Genomic DNA, 21,335 nt, shown 5'->3' on the forward strand with positions numbered 1-21,335 from the left:
GCGCCGTCCGGAGCCGCTTCAACGCCGATCTGGTATTGTCACGCCTTTGCGAAGCGTCTTGTCGCATGCCAGCGGCTTATCCGCCACTTAGTGCCTGCTTCTCCCGCGCTGTACCCTCCGGCCAGAACCCTCCACGTCAACCGTGTTGCGCGCTTCGCATGCGAACAATTTCCATGCGAGTCTCCTCATGTCTACCATCAGCAGTACTGCCGGAGCAGATAGCGCGCACAGCCAGCAAGCGCGCCCGCTGACCGGACAGGATTACAAGACGCTTGCCCTTGCCGCCCTCGGGGGCGCGCTCGAGTTCTACGACTTCATCATCTTTGTCTTCTTCGCCACCGTTATCGGGCAGCTGTTCTTCCCGCCGTCGGTGCCGGACTGGCTGCGCCAGCTGCAAACCTTCGGCATCTTTGCCGCCGGCTACCTGGCGCGCCCGCTGGGCGGCATCATCATGGCCCACTTCGGCGACCTGCTGGGCCGCAAGAAGATGTTCACGCTGTCGATCCTGCTGATGTCGGTGCCGACGCTGCTGATGGGCCTGCTGCCGACCTACCATGCGATCGGCCTGCTGGCGCCCGTGGCGTTGCTGCTGCTGCGCGTGATGCAAGGCGCGGCGGTTGGCGGCGAAGTGCCCGGCGCCTGGGTGTTCGTCTCCGAGCACGTGCCCGCGCGCCGCACCGGCTATGCCTGCGGCACGCTGACCGCAGGCCTGACGGCCGGCATCCTGCTGGGTTCCCTGGTGGCCACCGGCGTCAACACCATCTTCACCCCGGCCGAGCTCGTCGACTGGGGCTGGCGCATGCCTTTCCTGCTGGGCGGTGTGTTCGGCATCGGCTCCATGTACCTGCGCCGCTGGCTGCACGAAACCCCGGTGTTCGCCGAACTGCAAAAGCGCAAGGCGCTGGCCGCGGAGATGCCGCTCAAGACAGTGGTGCGCGATCACCGCGGCGCGGTGGCGGTATCGATGCTGCTGACGTGGATGCTGTCGGCGGGTATCGTGGTGGTGATCCTGATGACGCCCACCTTCCTGCAAAAGATCTATGGCTTCGATGCGCGCACCGCGCTGGTAGCCAATAGCGTGGCCACGCTGTGCCTGACGGTCGGCTGCGTGGTGGCTGGCCTGATGGCCGACAAGGTGGGCCCGCGGGTCACCCTGTTCGCTGGCGGCCTGCTGCTGGCGATCAGCTCGTACGTGTTCTATAGCACCCTGCACACTCGCCCGGACCTGCTGATCCCGCTGTACGCGGTTGCAGGCTTCTTCGTGGGCACCATCGGCGCGGTGCCGTATGTGCTGGTCAAGGCGTTCCCGGCCCAGGTACGGTTTTCCGGGCTGTCGTTCTCTTACAACCTGTCGTACGCGATCTTCGGCGGGTTGACCCCGATGATCGTGACGCTGATGCTCAAGAACGATCCGCTGGCCCCCGCCTACTACGTGGTGGCGCTGTGCCTGCTGGGCATGGCGACGGCGTTGTTCGTCAAGGACCGCTCGCTCGCCTGAACCTGATGGCAACTGCTGCGCCTGCGTCAAGCCACACGCCGGCCATGAAAAAAAGGAGGGCCGCATCCGCGCCCTCCTTTTTTTTACGCCCATGCGCTGGCCAGCGCTAGCGGCGATGCTGCTTGAAAAATCCCCACATCAACGCGCTGGCATCGGGGCCGATCGGCGCATGGTAAGGGTAGTCGCCATCGCCGCCGCTCCAGGCGTGATCGAGGCCGGCAACCTCGCACAGCGCGACCAGTTCGCGGTTCCAGGTGCCAAAGCTGGCCTCCAGGTAGTCCCCGGCCGGCAGCAGGGCACTGGCTGGATGGCCGCTGGCGCCGTCAGCCTGTTCCGCATCTGTATCCGTCGAGGCGGCTTCCTGCCCGGCGCCGGCGAGGTGGCGCACCGCAGCGCCGTTCATCCGCTCCTCGACCCGGTCGTTCATGCCGTTGTAGGCCAGGAACTGGCGCGCAAGCAAGCGGGCGTTGACGGGATGCACCGCTGCGTCGTCCATGCCGTGCAGCACGATGGCCGGCATCTTCGGTCCGCCCGGCGTCACGCCGGCGGCATCGAGCAACATCGCCGGGTCGGCTTGCGTGCCGTGCTGCATGGCACGCAAGCCATCGCTGGCCGTGTGGCCCGCACCGATCACGACACCCGAATGCAGGCCCACCGCGGCAATCTTCCCGGGATAGCGCAAGGCCACTACCGCCGCCATGCTGGCGCCCGCGGACAAGCCCGCCAGATACACCTGGTCGGCACGGACGTCCCGCCTGGCCGCCAACGCATCGATCAATACCGCCAGCGCCTGCGCCTCGCGGCCGCCTTCCGTGGCACCCAGGTCGAACCACTGCCAGCAGCGCTGCATCTGGCGCCGCAGGGGCTGCTGGGGATAGGCCACCATGAAGCCTTCGCGCTCGGCAAGCGCATTCATCCGCGTGCCCGCCGCGAGATCTTCCGGCGTCTGCCGGCAACCATGCAGCATCACCACCAGTGGCATGGGCCGCTTGGGTGCGCCGGAAGGCACGTATAGCCAGTAGGGCAGGCGAGGCACCAGCTCGCCCGGCAGCGGCGCGAGGCGGTGATGATGGGGAGCCCATTCTCCGGGCAAGGGGTGGCGCGGCGGCAAAGGCAGCGGCGCCGGCGAACGCGCCCGAAGACGGGGCGCTGCGGGATTAAGGGTAGCGATACGGTTGAACCACGTTTTGAGATGGTGCGCGGACTGGGGCTGCGCCCGGCTGATCTGCCGGAGCTGCGCATGCCAGTCCGCCGAAAGGCTTTTGGTCATGAAGACTCCTGCCATCGATATTGTTGCGATGCAGCATAGCACACGGCAACCCGGCGCTTGCTGTCGCTTTTCCATCACATGTTATGAAAGCCAAACATTAGGTTCCTTCATCTAATCCGGTATGCGCCCGCAGAAGCACTTCCGCTCGCGCCCGCAATGACCAAAATACTGAATTCAGCCAACGAAAGAATGAAGATCACTAAGAGATAGCGGTAAAAGGCGCGCGGTTATACTGCGTTTGCGTGTATCGCAGGCAAACGGAGAATGTCATGACCACGCCCGATGCAGCGTTGCCAAGCTGCTCGCTGTGCTTGTTCCAGCCAATCTGCCGCAACTCGGAGGCGTCAGCGGCAAACGATCGGCGCCAGCGCAGCCTGGCCCCGGCCAGCATGCTATGGCGCGCCGGAGAAACGGTGCACCGCCAGGGCCGGCCCGTACTGGCCATGTTTCCCGTGCGCGACGGCAGCGCCAAATCCGTGTTCGAGTCCCCGCTTGGCTGGCGTCAGGTAACCGCCTTCGCGCATCGGGGCGACGTGCTCGGGCTGGAGGATCTCGATGGCCAGGCGCATTGCACAAGCGCAGTGGCCATGCAGGACACGCGCTGCTGCGTGGTGCCGGTGGAGACGGCACGCGCGCACCTGCTCAGCGCCGAGTACCGGGAGCCGATGCGCAGCACGTTGCGCCGCAATGCCGAGCGCGAGCGGACACTGCTGGTCGCGATCGGGTCCATGAAAGCCGCCCAGCGGCTGGCCATGCTGCTGCTCGACCTCGCTGGCGAGCAACGCCGCCGGGGCAATGCCGGAGCAGCGCTGATCCTGGCGATGTCGCGCAACGATATGGCCAGCTACCTGGGACTGACCCTGGAAACCGTATCCCGCCTGCTGGCGCGGTTTGCCACGGTCGGGCTGATCACCGTGCGGCAGCGGCAATTGCGCATCATCGATCCGGCGGGGCTGTGCTCCGTCTATGAAGACCCGGAGCGGGTGCCGCTACGCCCGCCCCAACCGGTGACGGATAGCCCGTCCGCCTGCGCTCCGGGCCCGGCCCGGCTAGACACCACCCAAGGCATCCACGCCGCGGGCACCTCGGTTGCGTAGGACAGACGCCGACAGCAAGGGCGTGCAAACGCGGCTATGTTCAGACTATTCCGCCGTGCGCGGGGTAGCCCTCAGGGAAGTCACCCTGCGGCCATGCCGCTGGTAGCCGACATCGCTTCCGGTACCTGTATCTACCTGTATCTCTATGCGGGACTTTCCTTTTGCCGTGCGCGCGGGCCTGGCGCCGCTTGGCCTCCTGATGGTGACCGGACTGACGCCGGCCGCCGCCGCGCAGGCCGCCGCACCGGCCTCGCTGTCAACGCTGGCCAGGCTGCTGCTAGGCACGGTAGATGGCAGGAGCACCGGCATGAGTGGCGTGACACGCCTGACCGGCGGTGTGGCCAGCTCAGACGCGGAACTCAATACGGCTTGCCAGGAACTGACTCGCGCCGGGCCATTCACGCTGGACGCCGCGACGCGGCTGGAGGGATGCAGCGTCTCGCCAGGCAAGCGCGTGCAGTTCCGCCTCAGCCTGGTTGGCGTGGATGCGACCCGCGAGGGCACTGTGGCGTTCATGGCGAGCGCCCGCCCCGTGCTCGAACGCGGCATCTGCCGCAACCCGGACGTGCCGGTACTAGGCCAGTTGGGTATCACGCTGAACTATCGCTACGCGGGAATCGGCAACCGCCCGCTGGGAGAAGTCACGATTACGCCAGACCGCTGCAGCGCGAAGTAGAGATTACTTTCTTTCCTGCGCGCATTCCTGGCGATACGCCTCATCGAGCTTCTTGCGTTCCGCTTGCCGCTCGATATTGGGATGGGTACTGCCATCGGCGCCGGTCACCGTGGCTTTGCCGGTGGTCCATTGCGCTCCCGCGGGCAGTGCATTGATCTTGTCGAGCAAGCCCTGGCAACGGGTGCGCTGGGATGGCGTGAGGGTGCCGTCCGCCGCCGGCCCGGCATTGTCGGTGGCGGTATCCAGCAAGAGCCGCGGCGGCGGCGGCGCGACCATCGGCGCGGGCACTTCCAGCTCGGCGGCAGTCGCAGCCTGGCCCGCAAGCAGCCCCAGGCCTAGTGCGGCGGCCATGATGATCGAAGCCCGTTTCATGTTCAGTTCTCCACAGCGGGGACGCATTGCGCCTTCCTTGACGATGTTCCAGGGGTCGCCCTGCCGGCTGATACCGAGATACCGCATGTTTCCGATGTCCCTCCCGAGAAACCAAACTGAAGGCGGCTAGGTTCAGGCGGCCGCCGGCAATGCAGGCACGAACCAGGCTTAGCTTCGTTCCTTGCCGTTGCCAGCGCGACCCGTGCGATTGCGCAGTCGCTCAAGCTTGAGCAGCGCATCTGCAAGCATACTCTTGAGGCGGGTGTTTTCCTCCTGCAGGTCACGCAGCTTGCGGCTGTCGCGCGCTTCGCTGCCTGCGCCCTGGCCATACTTGATGCGCCAGCCATAAAAGGAAGCATCGCTAAAACCATAGCGCGCGCATAGCTCGCGGACCGGCACGCCGGCCGCGGCTTCCGCCAGGTAGCCGCGGATCTGCTCCTCCGAGAAACGTCTGTTCACTGACTGCCTCCGCTAGCCAAGGCCGCTCGTGCCAATGCCCGAGCGTGACCACTTCTACCCCTGCCGCAAAGTTACCATCCGCACCGCAAAAGGCAATTCAGTGTGTTCAAGCCGCGAGTTAAGCAAATTGGAGAGGTAACCCGCCGCGAGGCGCCCCCCCGCCTGGCTGGCACTTTAGCTTGGCTCAAGCCAACCCTAAAGTTTATCACCCATCACCGGAAAAACAATTAAAAGTTTCAATTCCGCGAGATAAACAATTTTTAAATCTAGCACTAACGAATACCAATCTGGAAAACCAGCATCAAGAAAACGGAACGAATTGGCAGAATTTTATATTCCGTTTCCTGATTTTCCGGATTCGCTTTTTACTGTCACTCAACCGCAAGAAAAGCCTGACAAGCGAACATAAAAACCTAATTTGCGCCGCATGAGTCACACAGCAGCGCGGAGTTATGCATCGGATGACACAAATATTTTTAATGTCTTTATGTACTAACAAATGGTATTTTTTGAGCTGGTTTACGAAATGACTTTCAGAAGACCACTGGCAAGTTTCAAAGCTATGCATTAATCTTGTCTAGCATTAACTAAATTTCGATCTCCAGCAACCGGGCCTCGCGCCCCGGCGCGGACTGGCGACGATAAGCGCAACGCGTAGCCGGTCGGCTGGTCGTTTCTTCGGCGTTGCTTCTCTATAGCGGGCCACTTGCAAGCAGCGCTGCGTCGTGGTTTTCCCAGTTGGTCGGGAGATTTTGAAGACCGTCATGCCTTGCGGATGCAATGGCGCTGCGAGGGGCCCTGCGTTGACGGCCAGGCATGGCAGTCCTGGCACGGCAATGGACCAGATACACCAGCCACCCGGCACGGCAGGTGCGGTTTGCCCTAAGGCCTGGGGGCCTTGGCGCAGAGACAAAGAAGAAAACAAAAACAAGCTTCAAATCGGGAGAAGTCACCATGCGGCATGTCAGCACCAAGCTCTTGCACGTCTTTGTTTTGCTGATGGAGTATCGTGACCTCAGCGCCGTTGCCGCCTGCACGCAAGGCCGGGTCCCGACCATTGCCTACAGCCTCGCGCGTCTGCGCGAAATCACCGGCGACCCCCTTTTCATCAAGCGCAATGGCACGCTGGAACCTACCGCGCATGCCTTGCGGCTGGAGCTGACCGCCCGCCAGATCTTGTCAAAATGGGCGCACCTGGTACGCCCGCCTGCCCCCGTCGCCGAGGAGGCAAGCCCGCACCGCCGCATCTCCATCGGGTTTTCGCCGTTGATCGGCGATCCGGTCATCACCGAGATCCTCACGACCTTGTGCGAGCAGTTCCCGGATGACCGCTTCATGACGCGGCCGGTCTTTGCCGACGCCGCGCTGGCCGCCCAGCTTGGCAGCGGCGAGCTGGACTGTGCCTTCGTGGTCGATAGCCATTTTGTGCCAGAGGACGTTGCACTGCACAACATCATGGCCACGCCGCGCCGCCTGGTCAGCGTGGCGCGGCCAGGCGGCGTCGGGGATGTGGAAGGCCGGCACGAGTGGATACTGCTGCAGGAAGACACCGAGCCCGGCAGCCCGCTGCAGGGCTTCCTGAACCGGCTCGCGCATGATCCCGCCTATCGGGAAACCGTGGTGCCGTCGTGGCACACGCAAGTTGCGCTGCTGCTTGCCGCGGGCGGCACCTGCCCGCTGCTGGACTTCAATGTGCCACTAGTGACACGCAAACACAAAACACGCCTGCTGGCGCCGCCCAGCAGCTTCCCGGAATGGGCAGCCCTGCATTTCTGGGCGCCGGTCCGCGCCGGCAATGCACTGCGCGGCATCATGGAGATCGGCAGCGCCGTGCTGCATGATCCCGTCAGCGCCATCGACCGCCGTCATCGGTCGCACGAGACGCGCACCGCTGCCTACGCAGCCTGACCCTGCTGCCACTGAAGCACGCCGCGCCGAGGCGTGCCGGCTTGCGGCTAGCGACGCCCGCTGGCCGTGAGGGCTTCCGCGCTGCGCTCTCAAAATTGAGAATAGTCGCAGTCCTGACGCCGAAGCCAGCGCTTATGCTTCATGGGCACCTCCTGCTTCCTGTTCGTCCGAGCAAAGCATGCGCCTGGAGGTGCTTTGTTCCTGTGCTGTTCGCGCCGCCGGCGAAAAGCCGAGCGGCGCGTTTTTTCAATGGCGCGATCCACATGCGGCGAGCGCCGCCCAGCGCGAATCGCAGCACTCGCTTTTCATGTTCGCGGCATCCGTGCCGCAAGCCCTTCCAGCTCGCGCCAGGCATGTGCGGCCCGGACACCGTGCATGCCTGCGCTTGCGCAGGAGCATTGCCATGCCTTTGAAAATCTTGATTGCCGATGACCATCCCGCCATTACGCTCGCAGTCAGGAGCCAGTTGCGGAGCCAAACCGGCTGGGAGGTCTGCGCGGATGTCCACAGCTCCGCCGAGCTGCTGCGGGCCGTGCGCGCATTCCGGCCTGATATCGTCGTCACCGATTACCACATGCCCTGCAGCAACGCGAGCGATGGCATCCGCCTGCTGGCCAGCCTGCGGCGGCACTTTCCGGCGCTAGGCGTGGTGGTGCTCACCATGATCACCAACCCGCTGGTCCTGCGCGCCATCCTGAACGCAGGCGCCCATGGCCTCCTGCTCAAGGACTCGCAACTGGACGAACTGGTCACCGCCATCATCCGCGTCGAGCGCGGGCTGCGCTTTATCGGCGACTCCGCCGCGCGCGTGCTGGCCCAGTCCGGCGCCCACTACGCGCCCGGCCGCGCCGGCGCCCTCTGCCTGTCGGTACGCGAGTCTGAAGTCATGCGGCTCTACCTCAGTGGCAACTCGATCACCGGCATTGCCGGGCAACTGAGCCGCAGCGTCAAAACCATCAGCCGCCAGAAAAACAGCGCCATGCGCAAGCTTGGGGCGAGCAATGAGCGCGAGCTGTTCGACTTCGCGGCGCAACAGGGACTGGTGCTGCCGAACCCGGATAGCCCGCAGGAGAGCCCGCCGGCCAGCCAGTCCGACTGGTTATAATCGTTGCGCCGCACTGGCGCAGGCAGCCGCTTGCGCCAACCCAGCTACTTAACCAGCCAACGTCATCGCCATGCCCAACCTTGCCGCAACCGTCGCGCCCGCCGTTCCAGGCACCCGAACCGACGCGGCAAGCTCCCTGCGCGTGCCCGCCATGCTGGTGGCCGCGCCTGCCTCGGGCCAGGGCAAGACCACCGTGACGGCCGCGCTGGCATGGCTGCACCGCCGGGCCGGCCGCACCGTCCGCGTCTTCAAGAGCGGCCCCGACTACCTGGATCCCTCCATTCTCGCGGCGGCCAGCGGCGCGCCGGTCCACTCGCTCGACTTGTGGATGACCGGCGCCGAAGACGCCGCGGCACGCCTTGCCAAGGCAGCGGCCGAAGCCGACCTGATCCTGGTGGAAGGCGTCATGGGCCTGCATGACGGCACCCCCAGCAGCGCCGACCTGGCACGCCATTTTGGCCTGCCGGTGCTTAGCGTGATCCAGGCCGGCGCAATGGCGCAGACGTTCGGCGCGCTGGCCTTCGGCCTCGCTGGCTACGGCCAGCCGCTGGCCTCCATGCAAGTGCTTGCCAACGGGGTGGCCTCCCCACGGCATGCCGACATGCTGCAGGAGAGCCTGCCGGCACATATTGGCTGGGCCGGCGCGCTGGCGCGCGACAACGCGGCATCGCTGCCCGAGCGGCACCTGGGCCTGCTGGCGGCGGATGAACTGCCCGACCTCAACACGCGGCTGGACCGCCTCGCTGATGCACTCGCCGGGCAACCCATCGGCGCCCTGCCCGCAGCCGTTGAGATCGCCGCGGCGCCGCCGCTGCCCGTGCTGCCGCCGCTGCTGGCCGGCAAGACCATCGCCATCGCCCGAGACGCCGCCTTCCGCTTCCTCTACCCTGCCAACCTGGATACGCTCCAGGCGCTCGGCGCCCGGCTGGCCTTCTTCTCCCCGCTCGACGACGCTGCCTTGCCGGACTGCGATGCGCTCTGGCTGCCCGGCGGCTACCCCGAGCTGCACGCCGCGCGCCTGTCAGCCAACACAGGCATGCTGGCCGCCCTGCGCCAAGCCCATGCCGACAGCCTGCCGATCCTCGCCGAATGCGGCGGCATGATGGCGTTGTTCGAGACGCTGGTCGACAAGGCCGGGGATAGTCACGCCGTGGCGGGCCTGCTGCCTGGCACGGTGACAATGCAACGCCGCCTTGCCGCGCTCGGCCATCAACAACTGGCGTTGCCCGAAGGCACCTTGCGCGGCCACACCTTCCATTACTCCAGCGCGCAGACCCCGCTGGCACCCTACTGCCACGCCACTGTGCCGCGCGACGGGTCGCGGGGCGAGGCGGTGTTCCGGCAGGGCGCGCTGACGGCGTCGTACACGCATCTGTATTTCCCGTCCAACCCGTTAGCCATCGCGGCGCTGCTCAGCGGCGTGCGGTAAGCGCAAACATCACGCAATGCCACAAAACTCGCGCCGGTACTGCTCCGGCGTGGCGCCAGCCTCGCGCTGGAACATCGCGATAAACGCGGATGCCGTGCTGTAGCCGAGTTCGAACGCGATCTCCTGCACGCTGCGGCCCGCCTCCAGGGCATCGATAGCACGCAGGAAACGCAGGCGCTGGCGCCAGTCGCCGAAGGACATGGCCAACTCGTGCTGGCAACGGCGCGCAAGGGTGCGCTCGGTCATGTGCACGCTGGCGGCCCATTCGGCCAGCGTGCGATGGTCGCCAGGATCAGCCTGCAGGGCCTCCAGCACGGCGGCCAGGGCGGGCGTGGTTGCCGCCGGGAGGTAGCAGCGCTGCACCGGCGCCACGGCAAGCTGGTCGACCACCACATGCGCCAGCCGAAGATCGGCCGGCGTGCGTGGCACATGCAGGTTGCGCGCGGCAAAGTCCGCCAGCACGCTCTTGATGATCGGGCTGATCCGCACCGTGCAGGGCTCCGCCGGCAGTTGCGCGCACAGGCCGGGCTCGATATAGATCGAGCGGTAAACGATCGCGTGGCGCAACGTGCAGCTGTGCATCACCTTTGGCGGAATCCATATCGCGTACTGCGGCGGGGAAAGCAGCCGCATGCCTACGGTTTCCATCTGCATCGAGCCGTGCGCGGCATAGTTCAGGTGACCCCAGCTATGGCTGTGCGCCTGTGCCAGGGTATCGGCGCCGAACTCGTCGTAACGCAGGTAGAAAGGACCTTCCATCCCTTCGACATCCAGGATCGGCAGGAAACGCCACTTGTCAGCCATAGCCATGGTTGTTGGGTCTGTTGCGATACGGAATCCGGAAATAGTCCGGAATTAGTCCGGAATTCCGGTCGGTATGTCCTGATTGAGCTATATAGATCAACACAGACGCGCTCATGATAGCGTTCCATACACATCAGAGAAAGCGCTCATGTGGCAATACGCCTTTCCGCTCCTGGCCGTCGTGATCTGGTCGGGCAACACCGTCGTCAGCAAAATGGCCGCCGGCACCATCGCGCCGGCCGAGATCAGCTTCTACCGCTGGTTGCTGGCAGCCGTGCTCTTCACGCCGCTGGCACTGCGTCCCGTGCTGCGCAACTGGCCCGCGATCCGGCCCCGATTGGGGCGGATCGCCGTGCTGGGCCTGCTCGGCATGGTGGCCTATCAGTGCCTGGCCTACTATGCCGCCTACCTGACCACGGCGACCCACATGGGCATCATCGGCTCGCTCACGCCGATGATGGTGCTGGCATTGTCGATCTTGCTACTGGGGCAGGGCCTGAGCGCTGGCGCCGTGGCGGGGTCCGTGCTGTCGATCGCCGGCGTGCTGGTGGTCGTATCGTCCGGCGACCTGGGCAGCCTGCTGACCAGCGGCGCCAACCTCGGGGACGCACTGATGCTGCTGGCCATGCTGGCCTACGCGGTCTATGTGATCTTGCTCAAGCGCTGGAAGATGAAGGACGTGCCGGCATTGCAACTGCTTTACCTGCAGATCGTCGCAGCCGTCATCGCGTTGCTGCCGCTATACCTGCTCACGCCAAAGATGGGCCTCTCGGCTGCCAACCTCCCTCTGGTCGGGTTCGCCGGGCTCATGGCGTCGATGGTTGCACCGCTCGTTTGGATGCACGCCGTCGCCCGCATCGGGCCGAGCCGTGCGAGCATGTTCTTCAACCTGATCCCCCTGCTCACCGCGCTGATTGCGGCGGGCTTGCTGGGCGAATCGCTCGCGCCATATCACGCGGTCGGCGGGGTGCTCACGGTGTTGGGCGTGCTGCTGGCCGAGATATGGACGGCGCCGTTGCGGCTGCAACTGGCTCGGCCTTAGCAAGGATTGCGGTAGTCAGGACGGTTGAGGCAGAGTCCTCGTGGATGCCGCGCTCACAGGGCGTCCGCCTTGTCCTGCTGTGTGCGCAGCACCGCTTCGGCAATGCCGCCCTCAAGCTCTTCCAGGCCCTTGGACAGATTGCGCATGGTGGTCTCGGAGACGTTTTCCAGCACGTCCTGCAGAAACGCCGAGCGCAGCGGCAATGCCTGCTCCACAACGCCATGGCCGAGCGCCGACAGGGTGACGTTGGTCACGCGGTTGTCGCGCTCGCTGGTATTGCGCTCTACCCAGCCGAGCTCCTGCAGCGCCTTGAGCTGGCGCGTGAGCGCGCCCGGGTCCATGCCGACGCGCTCGGCAAGGGGCTTCTGCGCGATGGGCCCAGCATGGGTGTACAGCGCGGACAGAATGCGCCAGCGCGGCAAGGGATGGCCGATGCGCTGCTCGAAAGCCGCGGCATAGGCCCGGTAAGTTCGCCCGAACTGCTGTAGCACAGCCAGGCTTTGACGCTCCAATTCCACTCCAATCTCCTGCTTGGGGCACCGTCACGCGACGGGCAACCGCCCCACATTATCGGCTAGCCCCGCGCCCCGCCCTGCTCCGTTGCCATGACCGGCTTGACGGCACGCTCCAGCTTGATCGGCGGCACCCGCCGTGAACGCCACAGGCCCAGCACCGCAATCACCGCGGCCAGCGCCAGCCCCATATGGATGGCCCCAACCAGCGACAGCCGGGCCTGCTCCAGCAACAGGGCGCCATTGTGCCCGGCCGCCTCCAGCTGCGACAGCAGGCGTGCCTGCGCCGCACGGTCGATCAGGATCTGCGGATCCGCCATGCGCGCCTGCCACTGCCCGGCACCAGCGCTCTGCAGCGCATCGTGCACGCCACTGAGGTAACTGCGCGTGACCAACGTGCCCACCACGGCGGTACCGATCATGCCGCCGACCATGCGCAGCGACTGCAGCATCGCCGTGGCAATGCCCAGATGCTCGCGGCCCGCGGTCTGCTGCGCGAACACCGTCAGGTTGGGCATGATGAAGCCGAGCCCGAAGCCACATAGCAGCATCATGCCCAGCAACAAATGGTGCGACATCCCGCGCGTCGCCTGGGACAGCCCAAGGCAAGCCAGCGCCAGCATGCCGAATCCCGCATACAGCATATTGTTAGGCTGGCGGATGCGGGTGATGATGCGCCCATTGATGATACTGCCCACCGTGATGCACACCACCAGCGGGGTCACCAGCACGCCCGCCTCCTTCGGCGAGTAGCCAAAGCCCCCCTGGAACAGCAGCGGCGCGTACAGCAGCAACGAGAACATCGCGAAGCCGACGAACACGGCCAGCAGGAACAATGGCGCCAGCCCGGGATTGCGGAACATCTCCAGCGGCAGGATCGGGTTCGGCGTGCGGCGCTCCCATTGCCATAACCCAACCAAGGCACACACCGACATCACCAGCAAGCCACCGGTGACCAGCCCGAACCCGCGCTCGGGCATCAGCTCCACGCACAACTGCAAGCCACCCAGCCCAACGCCGATCAACGCTGCGCCGAGCCAATCCACCTTGATCGCGCCGGTATTGGCCTGCTGGCGCAAGTGCGGCAGGTAACGCCAGGCAAACCACAATCCCAGCAAGCCCACCGGCAAGTTCACATAGAACACCGAGCGCCAGCCATAGGCCTCGGTCAGCACGCCGCCAAGCGACGGCCCCACCGCGTTGGCAATGCCGAACGCCGCGCTCATCATCACCTGCCAGCGCAAGCGCACATGCGAATCGGGGAACAGGTCAGGGATACAGGCAAAGGCAGTGCCCACCAACATGCCACCGCCAATGCCCTGCAAGCCGCGCGCAAGCACCAGGAACGGCATGCTCGTTGCCATGCCGCACAGCGCGGAAGCCAGCGTGAACACGACGATGGACACCATCACGAAGGGCTTTCGCCCGTAGTAATCGCCAAGCCGCCCGAAGATCGGCACCGTGATCACCGACATCAGCAGATAGGCCGTCGCCACCCAGGCGTAGTACTCGAACCCCTGCAACTCCGCCACCACGGTCGGCAGCGCAGTGCCGACCACGGTCTGGTCAAGTGCGACCAACATCACCACGAACGCGATGCCCAGCATGGCCAGCAGGGACTCGCGGAATGGCAGCACCTGCCCGCTGCTATGCGCCTCGTGAGGATGCGAAATCATTTTGTTGTTCCATCAATGATTGTGGAGTCAATCATTATAGGACAGGGTTGGCGGGATGGAAGGGGGATGTGTGCGGTGACGAATGAGACCTGAGGTGCGACAAACAAGGTTGAGATGACGACCTAACGGGACCGCAGGCAGAGAACGCCCCGTCTCAGGCCCTAACGGATCGAAGGCGACCGGCGTGCCCGGCGACAACCCTTAACAGTAGCTGACGGTGACTCTCGCCAAGAAGGGGACGCTCGAGTGTCCCCTTCACCTTGGCAAACGCGGCGCCCTATTGCACGGGCATCACCTCTGCGGCCTGCCGACCCTGCCGTTGCACCATTGATCGCCAACGGCGACAAGCTTTCCATTCGCGAACTTGACTTCCAGGAGCTTCTCGGTCTCGAGCGCCCGCCCGCTTTCGTCAGTCAGGCGAGCGACGATTTGCTTGCTGGCGATATCGATTACGTCGCCGCTTGACGGGTACATTCGTTTTCCGTCGATACTGCAACTGAGCCAACCGACGGAGGTCCTCGTGGCGATGGACCTCTCGTATCTGGGTGGCATGCTCTTCGCGTCGAAGACATGCACGAAGGGGTTCACGTCGGCGACCCATACCTCCCGTTCGTCTGGCGTGAGCGCCACGCCATGCGTGCATGCGCCCTTGTGATCGTGATGATCTGTAAGACATGGGAACTGGCTCGGAGCCCTCACTTCTGCAATGACCTTACCGGTTCTGAGATCGCCGACCGCGACGCCGAGCAGGCCGTTCACGCTGGCGAAAACGAGGGTCTCCGCGCCATTGACCACGATCGGTCGGACGCGCGCGCTGAACGGGCCGATCTCGCTGACAATTTGAGCGCGTCTCGCGTCGGCGACGTAGATGATCGGGCTCTCCGGCACCAGATAGACGCGATCGCCTCGCGGGGAGAAAACCGTATTGTGGCTGCGCGCCGCGGCTGGAATCACAGCGATCAGTTGACCGTTTAGCGCGCTGACGACATTCCAGGCGGGATGATCCAGAGCGGGCACATAGAGAATCTGGCTGTCTGGAGAAATGTCTGGTCGGTCGCAACACCAGCCGTCATATGCCTGCATCCACAACAGCTTGTCGGTTTCAAGATCAAGTGCGACCAACCGGTTGGTCTGGGCGACATAGAGCATCCGCGTTGCCGCGCTTGCGACAATGCCCTTGGCGAGCTCCGGCGGCCGGTTTCGCAGGGTCGGCAGCGAGATGCGCTTGACGAACTTAAATCCATGGTCAACATCGAACACGACTATCCCGTCGCCACCCTTCTCGAAATGGTTGCCGACGCCCGGCACTGCCGCATAAAGGTATGTTCCGTCCATGACGGGCGGAGGATTCTCCTGGGCATCGGTTCCAGGTGCACCCACGGCGAAAGCCAAGGCCGCAGTTACCGATGCCAGCCGGCTCGCATGTTGGGCCCACGAGTGCAGGATGGCGCCAAATGGATTGCGCAAGTGGATCCTCCTTCACGAGGCGTCGTTGTTCTACCATCAGCTTAGTTGATTCGGCTTCACAGGAAGTTGAGCGCGTAAGCGGACGCGAGCTCGCTATGTGCGGCGCCGAACGTCCGGAACAACCAAGCACCGGCTGGCCAATATGAGCACGTGGAGAGCCATTTACCTTGAAAGCTGCCGCCGGGTCTGCAAGAGGTCGAACGGCGGCAGTGGCATCATCGCGAATCCGGTGGCCGGATGAACTGGCGATGCCAAGCGCAGGCAGGGCGCCTCGGCCATTTCAGACACTTCAGCCCTCTCTCGCCCCTTTACACCCCATACCGCGCAAGAAACATCGCAACCGCCGAATCCACCACCTGCCGCTGCATCGCCGCATCCAGCGGGGGCTGTCCCATGGTGATCTGCGGCCAGAAGGCAAACGCCTTGATCAGCGCCTGCAGCTGACAAGCGGCAAAGGCGGGATCCGCCGCTTTCAGCTTGCCGTCGGCCTGCGCTGCGCGTATCCAGACATGGATGCCCTCCTCCCGTTCACCCAGCCTGGCGACCATTTCCCTCGCCCGCTCCGGCGAGTGGATGGTCTCGGCGATGGCAACGCGAGCCAGGTCCATGAAACTGGCGTTGTTGAGCATGTTCATCTTCAGGCGCACCAACTCGCGCAACTGCGCATCCACCGGCTGGTCACTCGCGTAAGCCATGTCAAGTTCGCCCTGGCTGCTCTCCCATAACTGGGAAAGTATCTCGGCAAACAGTTCGTCCTTGCTGGCGAAGTGGTTGTACACCGTGCGCTTGGAAACCGCTGCCCGGGCGGCGACCTTGTCCATGCTGGTGACTTCGAAGCCGTTGTCGCGGAACTCGGCGATGGCGGCCTGAATGATGGCTTCGCGTTTGCGATCCGTCAGGCGTTGGGCTGGGGGCATGGCGTTCCTGGGGGGCCTTGGCGTTGGGGAAACGGGTAATTTTACACCGGCAAGTTTACTTTCTTGAAAATGGAAACTACACTGTGCAGTGCATTTTTAGCAAATCGAAGATGGATGGAACGGCCCCCGCCGCTTGCCCTGCCTCCCACTCTGGATCCTGAATGCCATCATGACCAATTGCTCGCCCCGCTCCGTCAGCCGCCAGAGCTACACCCAGTCGCCGGAATCGCGCGCGAGCCAGGCTCGCGCCCTGGCCGGGCCGCCCAAGGGCGGCTTGCTCAAGACCCTCGGCATCGCCTGGCGCTTTCTCTTCGACAAGCCTGCTGACACCCAGCCCGCCGGCCCGGTTCCGGTGCAAGCGTTGACGCAGGCTGACCTGCTCGCCGCGCCAGACAACACGGTGTTTCGGCTTGGGCATTCCACCGTGCTGCTGAAACTAGGCAACGCTTTCTGGATCACGGATCCGGTCTTTAGCGAGCGCGCTTCGCCGGTGCAGTGGGCTGGTCCGCAGCGTTTCCATCAACCGCCAATTGGCATCGACGCCTTGCCGCCCATCAAGGCAGTGATCCTCTCGCACGATCACTACGATCACCTGGACCGCGCGGCCATCATGGCACTGGCGGACAAGGCCGAGCATTTCCTGACGCCGCTCGGCGTGGGGGATCGCCTGATCGACTGGGGGATCCACGCGGGCAAGGTGAGACAGCTCGACTGGTGGCAAACCACCGAGGTGGAGGGCGTGCGTTTTGTCGCGACACCGGCGCAGCATTTTTCCGGGCGAACGCCGTTTGACGGCAACCGTACGCTGTGGGCGTCGTGGGTGATCCTGCACACTGATCTGCGCGTGTTCTTCAGTGGCGACACGGGCTACTTCGACGGCTTCAAGCGTATCGGCGAGCGCTATGGCCCATTTGATCTCACACTGATGGAAACCGGCGCTTACGACGTGAACTGGCCCGCCGTGCACATGCAGCCTGAGCAGACCCTGCAGGCACATGTCGACCTGAATGGCCATTGCCTGCTGCCGATTCACAACGGCACCTTCGACCTGGCCATGCACGCCTGGCACGAGCCCTTCGACCGCATCATCGCGCTGGCCGCTGCGCGCGGCGTTCCGGTCAGCACCCCGCGCATGGGCGAGGCTGTCAGCATCCAGCAAGCGCACAACGCGGATCGCTGGTGGCTGGACGTGAAGACGCGCCGCAATCGCAAATCGATGCCTGCCGCAAGCCCGCGCATCGTTAACGAACAGCCCTGAGATAAACGATGACCACCCGGGCCGCCGGGCACATCCCCGCGCAGGCGGCCAAACGACCGGCCCGAGCCACGCCGAACTCACAATCGCATCACGGTGTATCATGGCTGCGCTGCAGGCTTTGCGCCTGCATCAGCGTTCTCAGGGCGGGGTGAAAGTCCCCACCGGCGGTGATGGCGATTTTTTCGCATAAGCCCGCGAGCGCCCGGTTCTCCTCGAAGTCTGCGAGAGCCGGGGTCAGCAGATTCGGTGCAACTCCGAAGCCGACGGTCATAGTCCGGATGAAAGAGAGCGCGATGTTTCTGTTCCCCGCCCCGTCTCCCGGCGCCGGGGGACTAAACTCGTGCGCCCTGATTCTGGTAACCCACTCTTCTGCAGAAGACCATGAATCAGTTAGTTTCTCCTGTCCAGCGCGACCACCGCGACATTCAAGACACCGCTCCCGTCAATCCGGCCTGGCGCTTTGCGTTTATCCACGCGCAATGGCATGCGGATATCGTTCATCAGGCGCGCGACGCCTTCCTCGCTGAAATGGCCGCGCGCGGCGTAGCGCGCGAGGCGGTGGATGTCATCGAAGTGCCTGGCGCGTTCGAGATCCCGTTGCATGCACGCAAGCTGGCGGACACCGGTCGCTATGCGGCGATCGTGGCGTCGGGCTTTGTCGTCGATGGCGGCATCTACCGCCACGAGTTTGTCGCGGATGCCGTCATCGGCGGCCTGATGCGCGTGCAGCTCGATACGCAGGTGCCGGTGCTTTCCGCTGTGCTGACGCCGAAGAGCTTTCACGATCACGAAGACCACCGCAAATTCTTCAGCGAGCACTTCGTCGTGAAGGGCCGCGAGGCGGCGCAAGCCTGCATCAAGACGGTGGAAAGCCTGAGCAAGCTGGCGGCGTGACCGGATCGGGCCCGCGCCAGGGCTCGGGGGCGCGGCACGCATCTTCAGGGAATCAGTACGTCTCCAGGTGCAGCCGCCCCTCCTTCTTGAGCGCGGCGCCCACCGCGTCCCACGACAAGCCCGCCTGCTGCGCCACGTCCCGCAAGGCCAGCACCACGCCCTCCTCCATGCTCTTCAGCCCGCAGACGTAGAAGCAGGTATTCGGGTCCGCCAGCAACGGCCCGAGGTCTGCGGCGCGCTCGCGCATCGCGTCCTGCACATAGCGCTTGGGCTGCCCCGGGGTGCGCGAAAACGCGAAGTTGATATCAATGAAGTCCTTGGGCAGGCTTTGCAACGGGCCGAAGTAGGGCAGCTCCTCCTGCGTGCGCGCACCGAAAAACAGCATCAGCTTGCCGCCCTCGAACTTGCCGGACTTGCGCAGCCGCCGGCGCCATTCCGTCATCGCGCGCATCGGCGCGCTGCCGGTGCCCGTGCAGATCATCACGATATGGGAGCGCGGATGGTTGGGCATCAGGAAACTCGCGCCAAATGGCCCGATCACGTCCACCTTGTCGCCCACCTGCAGGTCGCACATATAGTTCGACGCCACGCCGCGCACCGGGTTGCCTTGGTGGTCTTCCAGCACGCGCTTGATGGTCAGCGAGATATTGTTGTAGCCCGGCCGCTCGCCATTGCGCGGGCTGGCCAGCGAGTACTGGCGCGCATGGTGCTGGCGGCCGCTGGCATCCACGCCCGGCGGCACGATGCCGATCGATTGGCCTTCCAGCACCGGAAACGGTGCGCTGCCGAAGTCCAGCACGATATGGTGCGTATCGTAGTCGCGCCCGACCTCGGTGACGCGCGCATTGCCAACCACGGTGGCCGTCACGGAACGGGCCGCGGCCTTGGCGCCATAGAGGTTGGTATAGGCGTGGGCGGCCGACCACGGCGGCACGGTGGCGCCGTACTGGGCGCTGTTGAAACCGTCTTCGCCGGTGACGGCCGCCAGCGATGACGCCGGCGCGGATTCGAGAACCGGCTCGGCATCCGCCGCCACGCCTTGCGCGGCAAGCTGCTCGGACGAGAGTTCGTCAGGCAACGTGTCCCAGCCAAACTGCTCCACGATGCCGTAGGCCATCGCGCGCGGCATGGTGCGCCAGTTGTCGATCGAGCCGGTCGGGCATGGCGAGATGCAGGCCATGCAGCCGTTGCACTTGTCCGCGTCGACCACATAGTTGCGCGCATCGTGGGTGATGGCCGCGACCGGGCAGGTAGCCTCGCAGGTATTGCAGCGGATGCAGATCTCGGGGTCGATCAGGTGCTGCCTGATGACCTGGATGTCGGACATGTCCATGGCGAACTCCGGGGGTGATGCGACCCCTGTGGCCGGGGCCTTTTGCCGCAGGCGCCCACCGGGCCCCTGCCTTCTTGCGATTTTTGATTTTCGATTTTCGGCTTTCGACTCGCCGCGCTCAGTTGAAGCGCACGTATTCGAAATCCACCGGCTGGCGGTTGATGCCCATGACCGGCGGCGCAATCCAGCCGGCAAACTTGCCGGGCTCGACCACGCGGCCCATCAGGCTGGCCACATAGGCGCGGTCGGTCTCGCTGGGCAGCCACTGGTCGACATTGGCTTTCCATTCCGCGTCCGAAATCACGCGGCCATCCGGCGAGATCTTCACGCCGGAGAGCGCGCCGATATTGCGGTGGAAGGCTTTGTGCGGGACCTTCAGGCGCACAGGAATGCCAGCCTTGTCGATCACGCGGTTCCAGCGCTCCACGCCGGCCACGCTGTCCTTGATGTAGTCGTCTCGCAGCACTTCGTTGAGCGCGTTGAGCATCGGCACTTCCTTCTCGATCAGTTGGCCGCCGCTGGCCTGCAGGACCTTGTAGGTCTGGCCCTTGAGCACGTGGTCGTCGGCGCGCTTGCCTTCTTCGTAGCGGCCCTTGAGGCCGGTGCTGTAGAAAGTCGCGGCGTTGCTCGACTCATCCGCGCCGAACAGGTCGATGGTCACGCTGTAGTGGAAATTCAGGTAGCGCTGGATGGTCGGCAGGTCGATCACGCCGGCGGCGCGCAAGCGGGCCGGGTCGTCGGTCTTGAGTTCGTTCATCACCTGGCAGGTGCGCTGGATCACACGCGAGACGCCGCTCTCGCCAACGAACATGTGGTGCGCTTCCTCCGTCAGCATGAACTTGGTGGTGCGGGCGAGCGGATCGAAGGAGCTCTCGGCCAGCGCGCACAACTGGAACTTGCCGTCGCGGTCGGTGAAATAGGTGAACATGAAGAACGACAACCAGTCCGGCGTCTGCTCGTTGAACGCCTGCAGGATACGTGGGTTGTCTTGCTGGCCGCTGCGGCGCTCCAGCAGCGCTTCGCCTTCTTCGCGGCCGTCGCGGCCGAAGTACTTGTGCAGCAGGTAGACCATGGCCCACAGGTGGCGGCCTTCTTCCACGTTGACCTGGAACAGGTTGCGCAGGTCGTACATGCTCGGCGCGGTCAGGCCGAGGTGGCGCTGCTGTTCCACCGATGCGGGCTCGGTATCGCCCTGCGTGACGATGATGCGGCGCAGGTTGGCGCGGTATTCGCCGGGCACGTCCTGCCAGGCGTCTTCACCCTTGTGGTCGCCAAAGTGGATCTTGCGGTTGGCCTCGGCGGGGTTCAGGAAAATGCCCCAGCGGTAGTCCGGCATCTTCACGTGGCCAAAGTGCGCCCAGCCTTGCGGGTCGACGCTGATGGCGGTGCGCAGGTAGATATCGAAATCCTGCGAGCCGTCCGGCCCCATGTCGTTCCACCAGCTCAGGTAGTTGGGCTGCCATTGCTCGAGCGCGCGCTGCAGCGTGCGGTCTTCGCTGAGGTTGACGTTATTGGGGATCTTGTCGCTGTAGTTGATGCTGGACATCATGGTCTCCGGGCTGGCTATGCGTTGACTGCGGCGTGTGCGGGTTCGGGTTCGGCTTCGGGTGCGATATCA

20 protein-coding genes and 1 riboswitch are annotated in these 21,335 nt (G+C 64.5%); of the genes, 10 read left to right on the plus strand and 10 right to left on the minus strand.

Features of this window, described 5'->3' with window-relative positions:
- Window positions 1-187: 187 nt before the first annotated feature.
- Complete coding sequence (locus AC1RWI_RS20530) at window positions 188-1,498, plus strand: MFS transporter (protein WP_043356776.1); 1,311 nt, start codon at window positions 188-190, stop codon at window positions 1,496-1,498.
- Between the two features lie 106 nt (window positions 1,499-1,604).
- Here AC1RWI_RS20530 and AC1RWI_RS20535 read toward each other — a convergent pair whose 3' ends face one another.
- Window positions 1,605-2,768, minus strand: coding sequence for an extracellular catalytic domain type 1 short-chain-length polyhydroxyalkanoate depolymerase (locus AC1RWI_RS20535; RefSeq protein WP_043356780.1), 1,164 nt, complete (start codon window positions 2,766-2,768; stop codon window positions 1,605-1,607).
- Between the two features lie 269 nt (window positions 2,769-3,037).
- On the opposite strand from AC1RWI_RS20535, the gene AC1RWI_RS20540 reads away from it, so the two are divergent.
- Window positions 3,038-3,865, plus strand: coding sequence for a Crp/Fnr family transcriptional regulator (locus tag AC1RWI_RS20540; protein ID WP_492868354.1), 828 nt, complete (start codon window positions 3,038-3,040; stop codon window positions 3,863-3,865).
- Between the two features lie 145 nt (window positions 3,866-4,010).
- Window positions 4,011-4,541, plus strand: coding sequence for a hypothetical protein (locus AC1RWI_RS20545; protein ID WP_043356787.1), 531 nt, complete (start codon window positions 4,011-4,013; stop codon window positions 4,539-4,541).
- 3 nt (window positions 4,542-4,544) lie between these two features.
- Here AC1RWI_RS20545 and AC1RWI_RS20550 read toward each other — a convergent pair whose 3' ends face one another.
- Both AC1RWI_RS20550 and AC1RWI_RS20555 read right to left on the minus strand, forming a co-directional pair.
- Window positions 4,545-4,913 (minus strand): hypothetical protein, encoded by a 369-nt coding sequence (locus tag AC1RWI_RS20550; protein WP_043356790.1) that lies wholly within the window; start codon window positions 4,911-4,913, stop codon window positions 4,545-4,547.
- Window positions 4,914-5,081: 168 nt separating this feature from the next.
- A complete protein-coding gene (locus AC1RWI_RS20555) occupies window positions 5,082-5,372 on the minus strand; it encodes a transposase (RefSeq protein WP_043356792.1) in 291 nt (96 codons plus the stop codon).
- A 179-nt stretch (window positions 5,373-5,551) separates the two neighbouring features.
- Here AC1RWI_RS20555 and AC1RWI_RS20560 point away from each other — a divergent pair, with 179 nt between their 5' ends.
- The 4 genes from AC1RWI_RS20560 (at window position 5,552) to AC1RWI_RS20575 (ending at window position 9,814) form a co-directional block, all read left to right on the plus strand.
- The gene (locus AC1RWI_RS20560) at window positions 5,552-5,803 is read left to right on the plus strand and encodes a hypothetical protein (protein ID WP_144410043.1); all 252 of its coding nucleotides are present in this window, start codon (window positions 5,552-5,554) and stop codon (window positions 5,801-5,803) included.
- Window positions 5,804-6,326: 523 nt separating this feature from the next.
- Window positions 6,327-7,280, plus strand: coding sequence for a LysR substrate-binding domain-containing protein (locus tag AC1RWI_RS20565; protein ID WP_492868357.1), 954 nt, complete (start codon window positions 6,327-6,329; stop codon window positions 7,278-7,280).
- 403 nt (window positions 7,281-7,683) lie between these two features.
- A complete protein-coding gene (locus AC1RWI_RS20570; protein WP_492868359.1) occupies window positions 7,684-8,385 on the plus strand; it encodes a response regulator in 702 nt (233 codons plus the stop codon).
- Between the two features lie 70 nt (window positions 8,386-8,455).
- A complete protein-coding gene (locus AC1RWI_RS20575) occupies window positions 8,456-9,814 on the plus strand; it encodes a cobyrinic acid a,c-diamide synthase CobB (protein ID WP_492868361.1) in 1,359 nt (452 codons plus the stop codon).
- A gap of 9 nt (window positions 9,815-9,823) precedes the next feature.
- On the opposite strand, the gene AC1RWI_RS20580 is transcribed toward AC1RWI_RS20575, so the two are convergent.
- Window positions 9,824-10,618, minus strand: a complete 795-nt coding sequence (locus AC1RWI_RS20580) for an AraC family transcriptional regulator (protein ID WP_043356802.1) — start codon at window positions 10,616-10,618, stop codon at window positions 9,824-9,826.
- 148 nt (window positions 10,619-10,766) lie between these two features.
- On the opposite strand from AC1RWI_RS20580, the gene AC1RWI_RS20585 reads away from it, so the two are divergent.
- Window positions 10,767-11,660 (plus strand): DMT family transporter, encoded by an 894-nt coding sequence (locus AC1RWI_RS20585; protein ID WP_043356804.1) that lies wholly within the window; start codon window positions 10,767-10,769, stop codon window positions 11,658-11,660.
- A gap of 53 nt (window positions 11,661-11,713) precedes the next feature.
- On the opposite strand, the gene AC1RWI_RS20590 is transcribed toward AC1RWI_RS20585, so the two are convergent.
- From AC1RWI_RS20590 to AC1RWI_RS20605, 4 genes are all read right to left on the minus strand, one after another.
- Window positions 11,714-12,178 (minus strand): MarR family winged helix-turn-helix transcriptional regulator, encoded by a 465-nt coding sequence (locus AC1RWI_RS20590; protein WP_043356807.1) that lies wholly within the window; start codon window positions 12,176-12,178, stop codon window positions 11,714-11,716.
- A gap of 56 nt (window positions 12,179-12,234) precedes the next feature.
- Window positions 12,235-13,848 carry an MFS transporter gene (locus AC1RWI_RS20595; RefSeq protein WP_043356808.1) on the minus strand — a complete coding sequence of 538 codons (1,614 nt, stop codon included), beginning with the start codon at window positions 13,846-13,848 and terminating at the stop codon, window positions 12,235-12,237.
- A gap of 291 nt (window positions 13,849-14,139) precedes the next feature.
- Complete coding sequence (locus tag AC1RWI_RS20600) at window positions 14,140-15,315, minus strand: YncE family protein (protein ID WP_492868364.1); 1,176 nt, start codon at window positions 15,313-15,315, stop codon at window positions 14,140-14,142.
- A 308-nt stretch (window positions 15,316-15,623) separates the two neighbouring features.
- On the minus strand, window positions 15,624-16,232 hold the full coding sequence (locus AC1RWI_RS20605) for a TetR/AcrR family transcriptional regulator (RefSeq protein ID WP_043356810.1): 609 nt from the start codon (window positions 16,230-16,232) through the stop codon (window positions 15,624-15,626).
- A gap of 169 nt (window positions 16,233-16,401) precedes the next feature.
- Here AC1RWI_RS20605 and AC1RWI_RS20610 point away from each other — a divergent pair, with 169 nt between their 5' ends.
- Together AC1RWI_RS20610 and AC1RWI_RS20615 are read left to right on the plus strand one after the other, a co-directional pair.
- Entirely contained in the window at window positions 16,402-17,490 is a 1,089-nt protein-coding gene (locus AC1RWI_RS20610) for an MBL fold metallo-hydrolase (RefSeq protein WP_492868366.1), read from the plus strand.
- Window positions 17,491-17,620: 130 nt separating this feature from the next.
- A riboswitch (FMN riboswitch) is annotated at window positions 17,621-17,784 on the plus strand.
- A gap of 87 nt (window positions 17,785-17,871) precedes the next feature.
- On the plus strand, window positions 17,872-18,384 hold the full coding sequence (locus AC1RWI_RS20615) for a 6,7-dimethyl-8-ribityllumazine synthase (protein ID WP_052495186.1): 513 nt from the start codon (window positions 17,872-17,874) through the stop codon (window positions 18,382-18,384).
- Window positions 18,385-18,436: 52 nt separating this feature from the next.
- On the opposite strand, the gene boxA is transcribed toward AC1RWI_RS20615, so the two are convergent.
- The gene (gene boxA, locus AC1RWI_RS20620) at window positions 18,437-19,717 is read right to left on the minus strand and encodes a benzoyl-CoA 2,3-epoxidase subunit BoxA (RefSeq protein ID WP_492868368.1); all 1,281 of its coding nucleotides are present in this window, start codon (window positions 19,715-19,717) and stop codon (window positions 18,437-18,439) included.
- Between the two features lie 118 nt (window positions 19,718-19,835).
- Entirely contained in the window at window positions 19,836-21,263 is a 1,428-nt protein-coding gene (gene boxB, locus AC1RWI_RS20625; protein WP_043356814.1) for a benzoyl-CoA 2,3-epoxidase subunit BoxB, read from the minus strand.
- Between the last annotated feature and the right edge of the window lie 72 nt (window positions 21,264-21,335).

The sequence above is a fragment of the Cupriavidus sp. MPR-AND1C genome (assembly GCF_058809705.1).

Coding starts and splice junctions, on each gene's coding strand:
- AC1RWI_RS20605 (WP_043356810.1), bottom strand. CDS start 16,232: ATGCCCCCAGCCCAACGCCTGACGGATCGCAAACGCGAAGCCATCATT.
- AC1RWI_RS20550 (WP_043356790.1), bottom strand. CDS start 4,913: ATGAAACGGGCTTCGATCATCATGGCCGCCGCACTAGGCCTGGGGCTG.
- AC1RWI_RS20575 (WP_492868361.1), top strand. CDS start 8,456: ATGCCCAACCTTGCCGCAACCGTCGCGCCCGCCGTTCCAGGCACCCGA.
- AC1RWI_RS20540 (WP_492868354.1), top strand. CDS start 3,038: ATGACCACGCCCGATGCAGCGTTGCCAAGCTGCTCGCTGTGCTTGTTC.
- AC1RWI_RS20535 (WP_043356780.1), bottom strand. CDS start 2,768: ATGACCAAAAGCCTTTCGGCGGACTGGCATGCGCAGCTCCGGCAGATC.
- AC1RWI_RS20565 (WP_492868357.1), top strand. CDS start 6,327: ATGCGGCATGTCAGCACCAAGCTCTTGCACGTCTTTGTTTTGCTGATG.
- AC1RWI_RS20580 (WP_043356802.1), bottom strand. CDS start 10,618: ATGGCTGACAAGTGGCGTTTCCTGCCGATCCTGGATGTCGAAGGGATG.
- AC1RWI_RS20615 (WP_052495186.1), top strand. CDS start 17,872: ATGAATCAGTTAGTTTCTCCTGTCCAGCGCGACCACCGCGACATTCAA.
- AC1RWI_RS20595 (WP_043356808.1), bottom strand. CDS start 13,848: ATGATTTCGCATCCTCACGAGGCGCATAGCAGCGGGCAGGTGCTGCCA.
- boxB (WP_043356814.1), bottom strand. CDS start 21,263: ATGTCCAGCATCAACTACAGCGACAAGATCCCCAATAACGTCAACCTC.
- AC1RWI_RS20610 (WP_492868366.1), top strand. CDS start 16,402: ATGACCAATTGCTCGCCCCGCTCCGTCAGCCGCCAGAGCTACACCCAG.
- AC1RWI_RS20545 (WP_043356787.1), top strand. CDS start 4,011: ATGCGGGACTTTCCTTTTGCCGTGCGCGCGGGCCTGGCGCCGCTTGGC.
- AC1RWI_RS20570 (WP_492868359.1), top strand. CDS start 7,684: ATGCCTTTGAAAATCTTGATTGCCGATGACCATCCCGCCATTACGCTC.
- boxA (WP_492868368.1), bottom strand. CDS start 19,717: ATGGACATGTCCGACATCCAGGTCATCAGGCAGCACCTGATCGACCCC.
- AC1RWI_RS20585 (WP_043356804.1), top strand. CDS start 10,767: ATGTGGCAATACGCCTTTCCGCTCCTGGCCGTCGTGATCTGGTCGGGC.
- AC1RWI_RS20530 (WP_043356776.1), top strand. CDS start 188: ATGTCTACCATCAGCAGTACTGCCGGAGCAGATAGCGCGCACAGCCAG.